This is a genomic window from Nonomuraea sp. NPDC050536 (genome assembly GCF_044457685.1).
GTDB lineage: Bacteria > Actinomycetota > Actinomycetes > Streptosporangiales > Streptosporangiaceae > Nonomuraea.
The window spans coordinates 121,218-134,329 of record NZ_JBITHD010000013.1 but is presented as its reverse complement, the minus strand read 5'-3'; the positions used below and the strand labels follow the sequence as shown (position 1 = coordinate 134,329).

Sequence of the window (13,112 nt, the reverse complement as noted above, 5' to 3'; positions counted from 1 at the left end):
CTGCCCAGCTGGGGGCTAATGATCTTCAGGGTTGGGCAGAAAGTCCGCACAGAGCTTGCGTTCCGGAGGTGCACTTATGGCCTGGTCGCAGGACGAGGAGCGGATGCTCGCGCAAATCGAGCAGCACCTCGTCGATGAAGACCCTCGCCTGGTCGCGCGGCTCGAGTCGTTCAACGACCGTGCCCGTCGCAGCGAGGCGAAGGCCCAGGGCGAGCCAAGCATGCGGCGCCGGCCGCGCCGTTCGACGGTCATCATCCTGATCAGCTGGCTGTTGATCGCCACGCTGGTCGCCACGCTCCTGATCATGGTGTTGCGCCACGAGGCCGCGGCCCTGGCCCTGGCAGCTTCCCTGTAAAGCCCGCCGTACCCAAACTGTCCGAAATAAAGGGTCAAGTACGGCATGTGCGGCGTGTCGCGGCAACGGTGGCGAACCCTCCTACAACCCCCGAAGGAACGCGGCTGCCACCGGAGCCGCCACCTTACCCCCGGTACCTCCGGCCTCGACCACCACCGCGAAGGCCACGTCCCCCTTGAACCCCATGAACCACGCGTGCGTGTCGAGCTTGTCGCCGGTGCCGAACTCGGCGGTGCCCGTCTTGCCGCGCGTGCCGGCCGGCAGCCCGGCCGACTTGGCGGTGCCCTTGGTGACCACCGCCGACATCATCGCGTGCAGCTTGCCGACGGCGTCGGCGGACAGCTCGCGCGGCTGGGCCTTCTGCTTCAGTTCGGGCACCAGCGTGGGCGGGCGCCAGGTGCCGGAGGCGATCGCGCCCGCCACCGAGGCCATGGTCAGCGGGCTGGCGGTGATGCGGCCCTGCCCGAAGGCCTCGGCGGCCAGTTCGGAGTCGGAGGTGGCCTTGGGGCAGCTGGGCTTGGCGGCCGGCACGCCGATGTTGAGCGGCTGGTTGAAGCCCACCTGCTCGGCGGCGGCCAGCAGCTTGGCCGCGCCCAGCTTCTGCTCGGCCAGCGGGGCGAAGGTGGTGTTGCAGGAGTAGGCGTAGGCGTCCAGGAAGGTCAGCGACCCGAACTCTTCCTTTTCGGAGTTGCGGACTTTCAGCCCGCCGACGGTGGCGTACTTGGGGCAGGTGACCTTGTCGGTGGGGGACAGGCCGGCGTTGAGCAGGCCGAGCGCGGTGACGGTCTTGAAGGTGGAGCCGGGCGGGTAGCGGCCGTCCAGGGCGCGGTTGAAGCCGCCCTGGTTGTTGACCACGGCCAGGATCTCGCCGGTGCCGGGTTTGATGGCCACCATCGAGGTGGGCTTCTTCATGTCCTTGACCGCGGCCACGGCGGCGGCCTGGGCGCGCGGGTCGAGGCTGGTGCGCACGTCCTGGCCGTCGTGGCCCTCGATGGTGTGCAGCGTCTTTCCGGCCAGCTGGATGTCGGTGGTGGGGGTGCCGGCCAGGCGCTGCTGGAAGGTCTCCTGCAGCCCGCCGCGGCCGACGGCCTGGCCCACCTGGTAGGAGGGGCCGAGCTTGGTCACGTCCTTCTTGGTGGCCTTGTCCAGGAAGCCGACCAGCTGCTGCACCGAGCCGCCCGCGGTGCCGTCGTCGATGCGGGCGCCGCCGGCGTCGGTGATGGTGGCGCGCGAGGGCCAGCGGGTCTTCAGCGTGAAGCTCTGGCCTGCGGCCATGCCGGGATACAGCGTTTTCGGGCTCCAGTCGACCTTCCAGGCGCGGTCGGCCACCTTCAGGTCGATGCTGCCCTGGTAGCTCCACTGGCCGAGGTTCTTCAGCGTGAGCGTGGCGGTGTAGGGGACGCTGGCCGTACCGTCGCCCTGGGCCGGCTTGCCGAGGTTCACCTTCACCGACTGCACGGCCAGCGCGGTGCGCATCTGGCCGTAGGCGGCAAGCGGCTGGGGGCGGGTCAGCTCTGCGGTCATGGCGGCGTCGTTGCCGGACTGCCAGGCTGCGGCGAAGCGGGCGGCGGTCTCGGCGGGCGTGCCGCGGGTGTGCAGCACGTAGTAGGCGCCGCCGGCGGCGGCCCCCACCACCAGCACGGCGGCGCCGGACACGATCGCGATGGTACGGCCACGCGCCACTGGTCAGCCCCCTGAACGTCGACGGATCCCCGAGCTTAGCGACAGATCAGGGCATACCGCCCGACGCTTTGACGCTCGCGGCGTAGGCGGACACGTACTCCTGACCGGACAGCTCCTGGATGGCGGCCATGATCTCGTCGGTGACGCGGCGCCGGTCACGGGCGCTGGTGTGGTCGCCGTCGAAGGTCATCGGCTTGCCGATGGTGATGCCCACCCGGGCGGGCCGCGGAACCTTCGCCCCCAACGGCAGGACCTTCTCGGTGCCGCTGAGCGCGATCGGCAGCACCGGGGCGCCGGTCTTGAGCGCCAGCCAGGCCACGCCGATCTTGCCGCGGTACAGGCGGCCGTCGGGCGAGCGGGTGCCCTCGGGGTGGATGCCGAACAGCTCGCCGCGCTCCAGCAGGTCGGCGGCGGCCTCCAGCATGGCCTGGGCGGCGTGGGCGCTGTCGCGGTCGATGGGCAGGCTGCCACCCAGGCGCATGAAGAACTGGGAGATCGGGTTGCCGGAGAAGTACTCGTTCTTGGCGGTGAAGGTGACGTGGCGCGGCAGCAGTGCCGGAAGCAGGAAGGAGTCGATCACCGACAGGTGGTTGGCCGCCAGGATCGCCCCGCCCCGCCTGGGGACGTGCGCCGCGCCTGAGATGTGCGGGCGGCACATCGCGTGGGCCAGCGGCGTGGCGACGGACTTGACCACTTGGTATAGCAACAGGCTCTCCTGGACGTTCCTCGGACGGGCGCACCCCACCATAGAGCAGGCGCCCCGCCGTCTGGCGGGGCGCCTGAGAAGCCTTTAAGGCCGATGTGGCGGTCGCCTCCTCGGCGAGAGGCACAACACGGCTCCAGCCGAACGGTATTCCGTGAAGGCGGTAATTTGCGGCCCGGGGGACACAAACCACATCGGCCACTCGACTCTAACGGACATCCACCGGCACGTATTCCATCCCGGCCCAAGATTGCGTCACGTTCTGGTCCACCGGGGCTGCGCGACATCGAAAACGCGCAGGTCACGGCCTCGCAGGGCCACTTCGGCGAACTGCCACAAAATCGCGCCCGTCGGCGCGTGCACCACGATGCCGGGGCCCAGCGGCATCTGCAGCAGCCCGCCGCGCCAGCGCGGTACGCCCGGCGCCAGGAAGCTGTCCAGCGCGACCGCGTGCACCGAGGCCACCTCGCGGGGGTCGGCCACCGGCTGCTGCGTCCCGCCGAAGGCCACCACGGGGGTGATGACGAACCCGGAGTCGGTCACGAAGTCGTCCAGCAGCCCCGCCACCCGCACGCCGCGCACCGCGGTCTCCTCGGCCAGCTCCCGCAGCGCCGCCTGCACCGGCTCCTCGCCGTCGTCCAGCCGCCCGCCCGGCAGCGCCCACTGGCCCGCGTTGCGGCCGCGCGGGGCGCGCTTGATGAGGATCGTGTACGGCAGGCCGTCCGGATCCTCCAGCACGCACACGGTGACCGCGGCCCGGCGCAGCCCGTCGCCGTCCGGCGCCCGCCGCACGGCGAAGGCGGCCAGGTTGGCGGTGATGAGCTCGTGCAGGCGGGGGATCGGGGGAAGCACCCGGCCAGGATCTCATGAGGGGAAGGCGGACCCCGGCCGGGCAGCCTCGGCCACGGTATCAACGATCAAGGACCTGGGACCCGGATCGCGTTCAGCTTTTCACGCCCCCAGTCGGCAGGCGACGGCCTCTTGTCAGCGGTTGACTGATCGGGAAAGATCACTTACCTGGTGTACGGCAGGCCTCCCACCAATCCCCGTATTACCTACTGATTGACTCGGTTATCATGGCTCGCACCCGAGCCCGCTTCGCCGCGAGGAGACAAGACCGGATGATGATCAGGAACAGGGTCGCAGGAGGCGCCGCCGCGCTCGGCCTCCTCCTGGCGGCCGCCGCGTGCGGCGGATCGAGCGGCTCCAACGGCTCGAACGGCTCCCCGAGCGCCGCCGGCGGCACGTTCACCTACTGGACCAGCGGCTGGCAGCCCGACCAGATCGCCGAGATCGACGCCGCCTTCGACAAGGCCCACCCCGGCATGCACGCCAAGGGCCAGTACATCGCCAGCTCCGACCAGTACCTGCCCAAGGTCATCGCCGCCGTGAAGAACGGCACCCAGCCCACCGTCCTGCTCACCCAGAACCCCTCCGACCTGCCCGTGATCGCGCAGAGCGGCAAGCTCATCCCGCTGGACGGCAAGCTCACCGCCGAGACCGACGCCCTGTACCCGGGCATCAAGGACTCCCTGTTCTACAAGGGCCACCAGCTGGGCATCGCCCTGGCCGGCGTCGGCGACATCGTGCTGTTCTACAACAAGAAGGCCTTCGCCGACGCGGGCCTGCAGAACCCGCCCAAGACCTGGACCGAGCTGGCCGAGGACGCCAAGAAGCTGTCGGACCCGGCCAAGAACAAGTACGGCTTCTACGTCCCGCTCGGCGAATCCGAGTGGATCTCCTTCGCCTGGGCCCCCATGCTCTACGCCGAGGGCGGCTCGTTCCTGACCGCCGACGGCAGCGCCACCGCCTTCAACAGCCCCGCCGGCGTCAAGGCGCTCACCACCTGGGCCGACCTGATCAAGAACAAGTACGCCCCCAGCACCAGCTACGCCCAGGCCGGCAGCTTCGACGGCGCGCCCGCCTTCGCCAGCGGCGCCGTCGCCATGATCGTCAACGGGCAGTGGGCGGTGCCCACGTTCGAAAAGGCCGGCATCGACTTCGGCGTCGCCCCCATGCCCGCCGGTGCCGCCGGCACCTCCACCAGCATGGGCATCGGCGTGGCCGCGCTGCTCAAGACCGACGAGCAGGCAGAGAAGGCGGGCCTGGAGTTCCTGAAGTTCCTCTCCACCCCCGCCCAGGGCGCCGCCCTGGCTGCCAAGAACGGCGGCCTGCCCTCCGACCCCGCCCAGCTCGACCAGCAGGTGCTCAAGGACCACATCGCCAAGAACCCCACCTACCCGGTGTTCGCCGAGGCCGAGAAGACCGGCAAGGTACGCCCCATCACCCCCGCCTACGACGCGATCTCCCAGGGCCTGTGGACCCAGATCAACGCCGCGCTCAAGGGGCAGAAGACCCCCGCCGACGCACTGGCCAAGGCAGCGCAGGACGGCGATGCGGCGCTGAAGAAGCTGGGCTGATGCGCAGGCGCTACCGCACCTGGGCGCTGGCCTACGCCTTCGTCGCGCCCACCGTGCTGCTCACGGTGGCCTTCTCCCTGATCCCGCTGGCCATGCTCATCTGGCGCAGCCTGTACGGCGGCGGGGTGTTCGACACCTCGCCGCAGTACGTCGGCCTGGACAACTACCGCCAGATGCTCGCCGAGGACGGCGGCCACGCCCTCGGCATCACCGGCGTCTACACCACCGGGTTCGTCGTGCTCACCATGGGCGCGGGACTCGTGCTCGCGCTCCTGCTCAACTCCAGGGCGCCCGGCGTGGCCCGGCTGCGGGCCCCGTTCGTCATCCCGCTCGTGGTGCCCGTGGTGGCCACCGCGCTCATCTGGGGCAACATGTTCGCGCCCCAGTTCGGGCTGATCAACCGGCTGCTGAACCTGGCCCACCTGCCGCAGGCCGACTTCCTGTCCTCGCCCGGCCTTGCGCTGCTGGCCGTGCTCACGTTCGGCTCGTGGCAGTTCTTCGGGCAGAACGTCATCCTCTACCTGGCCGCCCTCAAATCGCTGCCCGGCGACGTGATCGACGCCGCCAGCGTCGACGGCGCCGGCGCCTGGCGCCGCTTCACCAGCATCCAGTGGCCCATGATGCGCCGCCAGACGCTGCTGATCTGGGTCGTCACCACCCTCACCGGGCTGCAGACCTTCACCCAGATCTACGTCCTGACCCAGGGCGGGCCCGACGGCGCCACCCAGACCGCCCTGTACTACGTCTACAACGAGGGATTCGTCCAGTTCGACACCGGACGCGCCAACGCCATGGGCGTGGTGCTGTTCCTGCTGTCGCTGCTGATCACCCTCGGCCAGATCTGGCTCATCGGGCGGGTGGACCGTGCGCGCTAGCCGTCTGCTCGTCTACGTCCTGCTCGCGCTGGCCGTCCTCATCGTCGCCTTCCCGCTGGTGTGGATGCTGCTCAGCGCATTGAAGACCGACGCCGAGATCATCAACCCGGCCGCGCCGCTGTGGCCCGAGCACCCCGACTGGTCCAACATCGGCCGCGCCCTGTCGCAGGCCCCCTTCGGCCGCTGGTTCCTCAACACCGCGATCTTCGGCGTGGCCGCCACCGCCGGGCAGCTCGCCAGCGGGCTGCTGGCCGGCTACGCCTTCGCCCTGCTGGAATTCCCCGCCAAACGGGTGCTGTTCCTGGTGGCGCTCAGCGGGCTCATGGTGCCCTTCAGCGCCATCATCGTGCCCATGTCGCAGCTGCTCGGCGACCTCGGCTGGCTCAACACCTACCAGGGGCTCATCGTGCCCAACATCGCCTCGGCGCTCGGCGCGTTCCTGTTCCGCCAGTTCTTCCTCGGCACGCCGCGCGAGCTGGGGGAGGCGGCCCGCATGGACGGCGCCTCCGAGGCGCGCGTCTTCTTCCGCGTCTACGCCCCGCTGGCCCGCCCGGTCGTCGCCGCCCTGGCCATCATCCTGTTCCTGCAGAACTGGAACAACTTCCTGTTCCCGCTCATCGTCGTCAACACCACCGACATGTCGGTCCTGTCCCAGGGCCTGTCGGTCTTCCAGAGCCAGTTCACCACCCAGTACAACCTGATCATGGCCGCCTCCCTCATCACCATCGTGCCCGTCCTGCTGGTGGCCCTGGCGGCCCAACGCCACGTCATCGAGGGCATCACCCTCGGCTCCCTCGACTGACCCACCCTGTACGGCGAGCAACCCAGGCGCCGGGTCGGCGGGAAGGCGTGCGGCGAAGCCCGGCACCCTGTACGGCGGGCCAGGCGGGACCGTGGTGCCCGGGTGACGCATCGCCGTGGCGGCGGGCAAGTGTCACCGACTCGCCGGAAGCGCCGGTAGCGGGCCATCAGCCGGAGTGCGGCGGGCGGCCGGTGGCGGCGGCCCGCCGTACAGGAAGAAGATCAGGCCAGGGGACGAGCGGCAGGCAGGGTGAGGCGGTCGACGGCCTCGCGGCGGGTGCGCTCGGGGCGGCGGTCGTAGCGGGCCGTGGTGGCGGGCGAGGAGTGGCCGACCAGCGCCTGCGCCGTCGCCAGGTCGACCCCCGCGTCCAGCAGCTCACCGATGAAGGTGCGGCGGAAGTCGTGCGCCGTGCGCCGGCTGGCGCCCGCCTCGCCGAAGCGGCGCGACAGGATGTCGGCGATGCCCTGCCCGCTGAGCGGCCGCGGACGGATCCTGCCCGCCTTGCTGATCGGGCTGAACAGCGGGCCCACCTCGCCGCCGCGCACCGCCAGCCAGCGCTCGAGCAGCCCGATCGCGTCGGTGGTGAGGTAGACCAGGCGTTCCTTGTCGCGCTTGCCGCGCACCCGCAGCGAACGGGCGCCCGGGTCGTAGTCGGCCAGCGTCAGCCCCGCCAGCTCGGCACGGCGGCACCCGGTGGAGTACAGCGTGGCGATCAGCGCCGCGTCACGGATCCCCGCGACAGAGTCGTCGCAGGTGGACAGGGCGGCACCGACCACCTCCCTGGCCACGTGGTGGCCGGTCGGCAGCCGCGTCTGGCGCACCGGGGCCAGGTCGGAGGCGCGCGCGTAGTCCTCGGTGCTGGTCTGACCCAGCCGCCAGGCCTCCTTCAGCACCCGCCGCAGCGCCACCAGGTGCTTGTTGACGTAGGCGGGCGACCAGCCCTGGCCGGTCAGCAAGGTGCGGATACGGACGGTGTGCTCGTAGCGCAGCAGATGCCACGGCTGTCCCGCGCCCGTCGCGTCCTGGTCGCCGGTCAGGAGCTTGGCCAGCCGGTCCAGGCAGCCCCGCATCGTGCGGCGCGACTCCGGGCTGGTCAGGGAGTCCAGGTAGACGTGATAAGGATCACGCGCCGGCTCCACCGCGGGCGCGGGTGTTTGCACGGCGGGCAGGCTCACGGAACGATCTTATTCGTCTCGGCTCTCCTGGTCTCCTACGGCGACAGTTCAGGACGCATCGAGGGCCGCGGTCAGGTCGAGCTCGACGAGTTGGCCGGTGAAGCCGAGCCTGGCCACGCCCAGCAGCGTGCTGGCGGAGGTGAAGGCGGGCGCGAGCGGGGAGTCGAGCAGCCGCCGCCACACGGCGCCCAGGTCGTCGCCGACCACGTAGATGACCGAGCGCACCACGTGCTCGGGTCCCGCGCCCGCGGCAGCCAGCGCGGTCTGCGCGTTGGCGATGACCTGGTCCACCTGGGCCGGCAGATCTCCCGGGCCGACCAGCTCGCCGTCGGCATCCAGCGGGCACTGCCCCGCCAGGAACGCCAGCCGCCCGGCCTCCACCACCGTCACATGGCTGTAGCCCGGGGTGGGATGGAGCCCGTCCGGGTTGATCTTGGTAATGCTCATGCCGAGAGTGTGTCCGATACGGGCCTTGCTCGGCATTCGATTTTCAGCATGTGGTCCAGGCCCGTTCGCGGAATGGCCGTCGCCGTCCGAGCTGGGCGACGGGGTCCGGTGGCAATTTCCAACGGATATAGCGCTGACCTGCACGGAGCGGTTCGCGGGCCTGGTAGGTGTAGGCGTGCCCCCGGCAGGCGCACGATAGGAGTGGCCTGCCAGGGGCTCAGGGCGTCAGGTCTGCCTGCGGTCCTCGGCTCCTCCCCACGTCTTCAGATACGCCTCGGCTCCGGCCAGCATGTCCTGGGCGAACTCGTCACCGGCGTACTTGCGCATGTCCTCGATCCAGTCGGGGACCAGGCCGTAGTGGGCCACGCCGTCGGTGTTGACGTCCCAGACCCGGTCACCGGTGCGCAGACGGTCGAGCGTGACCGCGCCGTCGAGCGAGGTGAACGGATAGGTGACCGCGCTGCCCTGGCGGGGCCCCGGGAGCGGGCCCATGCCGTTGGTGTCGAGGCCGTAGCCGTAGCCGGGGTGACCGAACTCGTCACGCAGCGGCTTCGTCGCGCGCCAGCCGGCGGTGAAGGAGTCGGCGGGCGAGCCGTACGCGGTCACCATGCCGCCGAGCCGGTAGATGCGGCGGAAGTAGCTGGGGTCCGCCCAGCTGTGTGAGGAGATGACGCCCGGATACTTGGCGCTCTCCAGCAGGTCGAGCGTCTGGGCGGCGGCCTTGACGCTCATGTGGTCGAGCTCGACGATCATGCCGCGTTTCATCAGCCCCTGGACCATGTAGGCGCCCAGCGAGGTCAGGCCTCTGGTGTTGCAGTGCGGCGCCGGGGGATAGACCGGCAGGCCGACGCCGAACGGCAGCCACTTGGCCACCTCGGGCGGCAGCACTCCGGCCGGGTCGATCGTGTTGTCGTGCTCGGGTCCCGTGCACGTCTTGGCGTTCCAGAAGGAGCCGCTCGCCAGGAAGTTGCCGATGTTGACGATCGCGCCGGTGGTCCCTGAGTCGAACCTGACGCCGCACAGGGCGTTGTCGTACTTGTGGCAGACGAACATGCTGCGGACGCCGATCTGGTACATCTCGTCCAGGCCGCGGTCGATCTGCGCCTTGGTGCAGTGCGGGATGCCCCAGGTCTGGCGGCAGCCGAACGGCTCGGAGGTCTCTATGCCCAGAACCACGGCCAGCTTGCCGGTCGCGATCACCTGCCTGGCCTCGGCGGTCGACTTCACCACCCGGAACCAGCCCTGGCCCGGACCGCCGCTCTGGGCGTCGATGTAGTCCTGCAGCTCGAAGGTGCGCTGCGCCTCCAGCTTGAGCGTGGCCATCTCGTCGCAGGTGTTGTGCTTGAGCGGGTAGATCTCGCAGAGCTGCCGGTTGGCGACCAGGTCGTTGACGAAGATCCGGAGCCCGCCGCGCCAGGCCCGTTCGAGCCACTTGTAGTAGCCCTGCTGGTGCGTGAGGGAGTCGTGGGCCGGCCAGTCCTTGAACGTCGGCCAGCCGACCGGGTCGTGCTTGCCCACAGGGGTGCCGTGGCGGGTGAAGTTCTCGAACCAGGCGAGCGATCCGTCGGGCTGGTGGTCGGGGCAGTCGACCAGGGCATGCTCGATGCCGTCGGGGTCGAACGGCTTGCCGCAGATCAGGCTGCCGCCGAATGCCTCGTTTGCCATGAGATGGCTGTGGGCGTCGACGAAGCCGCGGACCGGGTTCGCGGATCCCGGTGGCTGCCCGACTGCCCCGACCTCGGATTCTGGGGCGGTCTGGGCGGTGGCGGTGGTCCCCGCCAGAGGCAGGGTGGCCAGTAAGGCCACCCCGATGATCCTGGTGACGTTGCGTAACATGAGCGCACCTCACGAATCGGCTGATTCATGTTCCGCCTTTGTTACTCGCCGGTCAAGATGTGAATCTGACCCGAATTCAGTGCGATCGGGCACCACCTTTTCGAGCCCGTTGCTGGACGGCTTCGTCGATTGCGACGACGGTCGGCATGACGACCCCGCCCAAGCGCATCCGAACGAAAAGTCACGGGCAGGGCGCGGTTCGAGCCTCACTAGCCGGACTTCTCGCTCGAATGCTCGTCATGCCCCGTCTCCGACACCCCGACGGCTACGGGATCTTCGACAGGTCAATGACGTAGGCCTGGCCCTTCCAGGCGGAGGTCATGAGCCGTGCGCGGTGCGGCGGAGCGTCGGTGATGCGGAACGTGATCTCGCCCATCCTGCCCGACGCGAGATCCATGAGCGCGGCGCGGTTGTGTGAGCCCGGGACCTCGGCCACCGCGAAGCGCCCCCACATGATCGTTGAGTCCCACGCGGGATGGGGCCGCTGCTGGGAGCCGTCGCGTTTGCGGTAGAAACTGTTGCCGCGAGAGTCCTTGCCGGTGCAGAGCGTCAGGCCGCAGTCGAGATCCTTCTCGCCCTGGCGGACCAGTGCGTTGTCCGTGTCGCCCGTCTCCACGTTGCGGATGCGGGTGAAGTACTCGAAGGGCTTGCCCTTGGTGTTGGTCCGCGTCCCCACCCAGGGCCACGACAGCAGGTGCATGCCCGTGGCGATCAGGGTGGGATCTCCGCCGGAGAGCGGGACCGAGTACACGCCCCCCTTCCACCGTGACAGCACGATCCGCTCGCCCACGATGGCCAGATCGTCCAGCTCCCCGAGCTTCGCCGTGGTGACGGCCGCGGCCGTGCCGCCCGACAGCGGGGCGGCCCAGACGGTGATCGTGTCGCGGCCCGACATGGTGATCCAGGCCACGTGCCCGTCGCCGACCGCCACGCGCTGGCCGACCTCGCGTCCCGGGACGCGGCTGATCAGGCGCGTGGTCGAGCCGTCGTAGGCGTAGATCGCGTCGGCGCCGCCGATATAGCCGCCCGCCTTCCCGGCCTCGCGCAGCGTGGTGAGGATCAGGTCCTCGCCGTCGGTGCCGACCGTCTGGAAGACCTGCTTGCCATCCGGCGTGGTCTGCGGAATCCGGCGGATCGCCTGGGGCCATACCTTGCCGGCGGGCTGGATGCCGGCCGGCGTGGCGGGCCGTACGGTCAGAGGGCGGGCGTCGCGGGCCGCGTATGTCACCCCGGCCGCAAGAACCACCACGGCGGCCGCCGCCGCCAAGGCGTGGCGGCGGTGGCGGCGCCTGCGGAAGCGGGTCTCGACCTCGGCGCCAAGGCTGCTCTCCGGCCGCGGCGCCAGCTCCGCGGCATGGCCCAGGGCGGCGCGCAGCGTCTCTTCCAGCTCGTTCACAGAACCCTCCCTAGGGCGCTCTCGGGGATCGTGGCGCGCAGCTTGGCCAGCGCGCGCGAGGCCTGGCTGCGCACGGTGCCGGTGGAGACGCCGAACAGCTTGGCGATCTCCGCGTCGGTCAGCTGCTCGTAGTAGCGCAGCACGAGCACGGCCCGCTGCTTGCGCGGCAGCCCGGCCAGCGCCTGCCACACCGCCTGCTCGTGACCGTCGGGCAGCAGGTCGTGGTGCTCGCGCTCCGGCAGGTCGGCCGACAGGTGCTCGCGCCGCAGCCGCCGCCACGCGTTCATGTGCAGCCGGGCCATCGTGGTGCGCACGTAGCCCTCCGGGTTGTCCTTGCGCCTGACCTTGGTCCACGAGCCGCGCAACCTGACCAGCGCCTCCTGCGCCAGGTCGGCGGCGTCGTGCGGGTTGCCCGCCAGCACGTAGCCGTAGCGGAGCAACGCGTCGCCGCGTTCCGCCACGAACTCCGCGAACTGCGGATCTGCCTCCACCGCGCCTCCTTCGTTCACCTCCTTGAACCCGAACCACCCAGAACTGTTGCATCGGGCGTCGGTAACGGAGCTGTCATGAAGGACACGCGACGGCGTTCGGCCAGGTCAGCGGCTCGCACTTATCGGACAGAGCAGTGGTTGTCTGGGGGGTCTGGAGGGTCTCACCGGTCGCGTCCTTCGCGAACACCCTCAGACGTGCCAGAGGGTGGCCATCTGCCGAGTGGCAAGCCGGGACGGCACGGCGCGCAGCGACAGGTCGCGCAGCCACGCGGAGATCCCGGTCCGGGACGTCAGCCGCGACTGCCTGGCCGCCCCCAGCATCATGCGGTTGGCGCGGGGCCTGCGCTCGGCGTCGTAGCGCAGGAGCCGCTCGACGGCGTCCGCCGGCTCGGCGCCGCTCAGGTGGCGGGTCAGTACGGCAGCGTCCTCGAAGGCCTGGCTGGAGCCCTGGCCGAGGTCGGGTGACATGGCGTGCGCGGCGTCGCCGAGCAGCGCGATCCTGTCGACCGCGAACGAGGGCAGGGGCTCGGCCAGGCGGGCGATCGGGTCGACGTAGATGTCCTCGGGCGGCGTGGCCCCGATCAGTGCCGTGACGAGGGGATGCCAGTCGGCCATCAGGGACGGCATCTCCCGGCGCGCCTCCTCCGCGCCGGACGGCGGGCCGTGCAGGAGGGAGTCGGTGAACCAGTACAACTGGTCCTCGCCGAGGGGGAACAGTTCGTCCAGCGCCCGAAGCCCGTTGGGCATGACCACGATCCCCGTGCCCTTCTCCCGGAGCTCGGCGCCCCGTTCGAAGAGCGTCACCTCGTGGCCCTGGCGGTGCAACCCCACCGCGGCCGCCACCCCTCCGAGCCCGGCTCCGACCACCGCGATCCTCATGAGGCCTCCCGCTCATTCACTACGATCGTACTAGTACGGATATTGGTAGC

The 13,112-nt window shown here is 70.2% G+C and carries 13 protein-coding genes; 4 read left to right on the top strand and 9 right to left on the bottom strand.

Features of this window, described 5'->3' with window-relative positions; translation table 11 throughout:
• The first annotated feature begins 76 nt into the window (after positions 1-76).
• Positions 77-355: a DUF3040 domain-containing protein gene (locus ACIBHX_RS32325; RefSeq protein ID WP_397071140.1), complete on the top strand. Its 279-nt coding sequence runs from the start codon at positions 77-79 to the stop codon at positions 353-355.
• An 81-nt stretch (positions 356-436) separates the two neighbouring features.
• Here ACIBHX_RS32325 and ACIBHX_RS32320 read toward each other — a convergent pair whose 3' ends face one another.
• The 3 genes from ACIBHX_RS32320 to ACIBHX_RS32310 form a co-directional block, all read right to left on the bottom strand.
• Positions 437-2,011 carry a penicillin-binding transpeptidase domain-containing protein gene (locus ACIBHX_RS32320; RefSeq protein WP_397071139.1) on the bottom strand — a complete coding sequence of 525 codons (1,575 nt, stop codon included), beginning with the start codon at positions 2,009-2,011 and terminating at the stop codon, positions 437-439.
• A 73-nt stretch (positions 2,012-2,084) separates the two neighbouring features.
• Positions 2,085-2,744, bottom strand: a complete 660-nt coding sequence (locus tag ACIBHX_RS32315; protein WP_397071138.1) for a lysophospholipid acyltransferase family protein — start codon at positions 2,742-2,744, stop codon at positions 2,085-2,087.
• A 252-nt stretch (positions 2,745-2,996) separates the two neighbouring features.
• A complete protein-coding gene (locus tag ACIBHX_RS32310; RefSeq protein WP_397071137.1) occupies positions 2,997-3,593 on the bottom strand; it encodes an NUDIX hydrolase in 597 nt (198 codons plus the stop codon).
• A 269-nt stretch (positions 3,594-3,862) separates the two neighbouring features.
• Here ACIBHX_RS32310 and ACIBHX_RS32305 point away from each other — a divergent pair, with 269 nt between their 5' ends.
• The 3 genes from ACIBHX_RS32305 to ACIBHX_RS32295 are packed head-to-tail and all read left to right on the top strand — an operon-like array spanning position 3,863 to position 6,838.
• On the top strand, positions 3,863-5,161 hold the full coding sequence (locus tag ACIBHX_RS32305) for an ABC transporter substrate-binding protein (protein ID WP_397071136.1): 1,299 nt from the start codon (positions 3,863-3,865) through the stop codon (positions 5,159-5,161).
• Complete coding sequence (locus ACIBHX_RS32300; protein ID WP_397071135.1) at positions 5,161-6,036, top strand: carbohydrate ABC transporter permease; 876 nt, start codon at positions 5,161-5,163, stop codon at positions 6,034-6,036. Before ACIBHX_RS32305 ends, ACIBHX_RS32300 begins: the two co-directional genes overlap by 1 nt.
• Positions 6,026-6,838 (top strand): carbohydrate ABC transporter permease, encoded by an 813-nt coding sequence (locus ACIBHX_RS32295; RefSeq protein WP_397071134.1) that lies wholly within the window; start codon positions 6,026-6,028, stop codon positions 6,836-6,838. Before ACIBHX_RS32300 ends, ACIBHX_RS32295 begins: the two co-directional genes overlap by 11 nt.
• Positions 6,839-7,059: 221 nt before the next feature.
• Here the strand turns inward: ACIBHX_RS32295 and ACIBHX_RS32290 are convergent, their stop codons facing one another.
• From ACIBHX_RS32290 to ACIBHX_RS32265, 6 genes are all read right to left on the bottom strand, one after another.
• Positions 7,060-8,013, bottom strand: a complete 954-nt coding sequence (locus tag ACIBHX_RS32290; RefSeq protein ID WP_397071133.1) for a tyrosine-type recombinase/integrase — start codon at positions 8,011-8,013, stop codon at positions 7,060-7,062.
• 48 nt (positions 8,014-8,061) lie between these two features.
• Entirely contained in the window at positions 8,062-8,460 is a 399-nt protein-coding gene (locus tag ACIBHX_RS32285; protein WP_397071132.1) for a RidA family protein, read from the bottom strand.
• A gap of 225 nt (positions 8,461-8,685) precedes the next feature.
• Positions 8,686-10,296, bottom strand: a complete 1,611-nt coding sequence (locus tag ACIBHX_RS32280) for a Coagulation factor 5/8 type domain-containing protein (RefSeq protein WP_397071131.1) — start codon at positions 10,294-10,296, stop codon at positions 8,686-8,688.
• Between the two features lie 265 nt (positions 10,297-10,561).
• Positions 10,562-11,692 carry a hypothetical protein gene (locus tag ACIBHX_RS32275; RefSeq protein WP_397071130.1) on the bottom strand — a complete coding sequence of 377 codons (1,131 nt, stop codon included), beginning with the start codon at positions 11,690-11,692 and terminating at the stop codon, positions 10,562-10,564.
• Complete coding sequence (locus ACIBHX_RS32270) at positions 11,689-12,183, bottom strand: SigE family RNA polymerase sigma factor (protein WP_397071129.1); 495 nt, start codon at positions 12,181-12,183, stop codon at positions 11,689-11,691. The genes ACIBHX_RS32275 and ACIBHX_RS32270 overlap by 4 nt, the downstream gene beginning before the upstream one ends.
• 189 nt (positions 12,184-12,372) lie before the next feature.
• Positions 12,373-13,062: an FAD-dependent monooxygenase gene (locus ACIBHX_RS32265; protein ID WP_397071128.1), complete on the bottom strand. Its 690-nt coding sequence runs from the start codon at positions 13,060-13,062 to the stop codon at positions 12,373-12,375.
• Positions 13,063-13,112: the final 50 nt, after the last annotated feature.

Bases quoted from the DNA above. Each gene is read 5' to 3' on its own strand.
- ACIBHX_RS32300 (WP_397071135.1), top strand. From the start codon at position 5,161: ATGCGCAGGCGCTACCGCACCTGGGCGCTGGCCTACGCCTTCGTCGCG.
- ACIBHX_RS32285 (WP_397071132.1), bottom strand. From the start codon at position 8,460: ATGAGCATTACCAAGATCAACCCGGACGGGCTCCATCCCACCCCGGGC.
- ACIBHX_RS32280 (WP_397071131.1), bottom strand. From the start codon at position 10,296: ATGTTACGCAACGTCACCAGGATCATCGGGGTGGCCTTACTGGCCACC.
- ACIBHX_RS32305 (WP_397071136.1), top strand. From the start codon at position 3,863: ATGATGATCAGGAACAGGGTCGCAGGAGGCGCCGCCGCGCTCGGCCTC.
- ACIBHX_RS32265 (WP_397071128.1), bottom strand. From the start codon at position 13,062: ATGAGGATCGCGGTGGTCGGAGCCGGGCTCGGAGGGGTGGCGGCCGCG.
- ACIBHX_RS32325 (WP_397071140.1), top strand. From the start codon at position 77: ATGGCCTGGTCGCAGGACGAGGAGCGGATGCTCGCGCAAATCGAGCAG.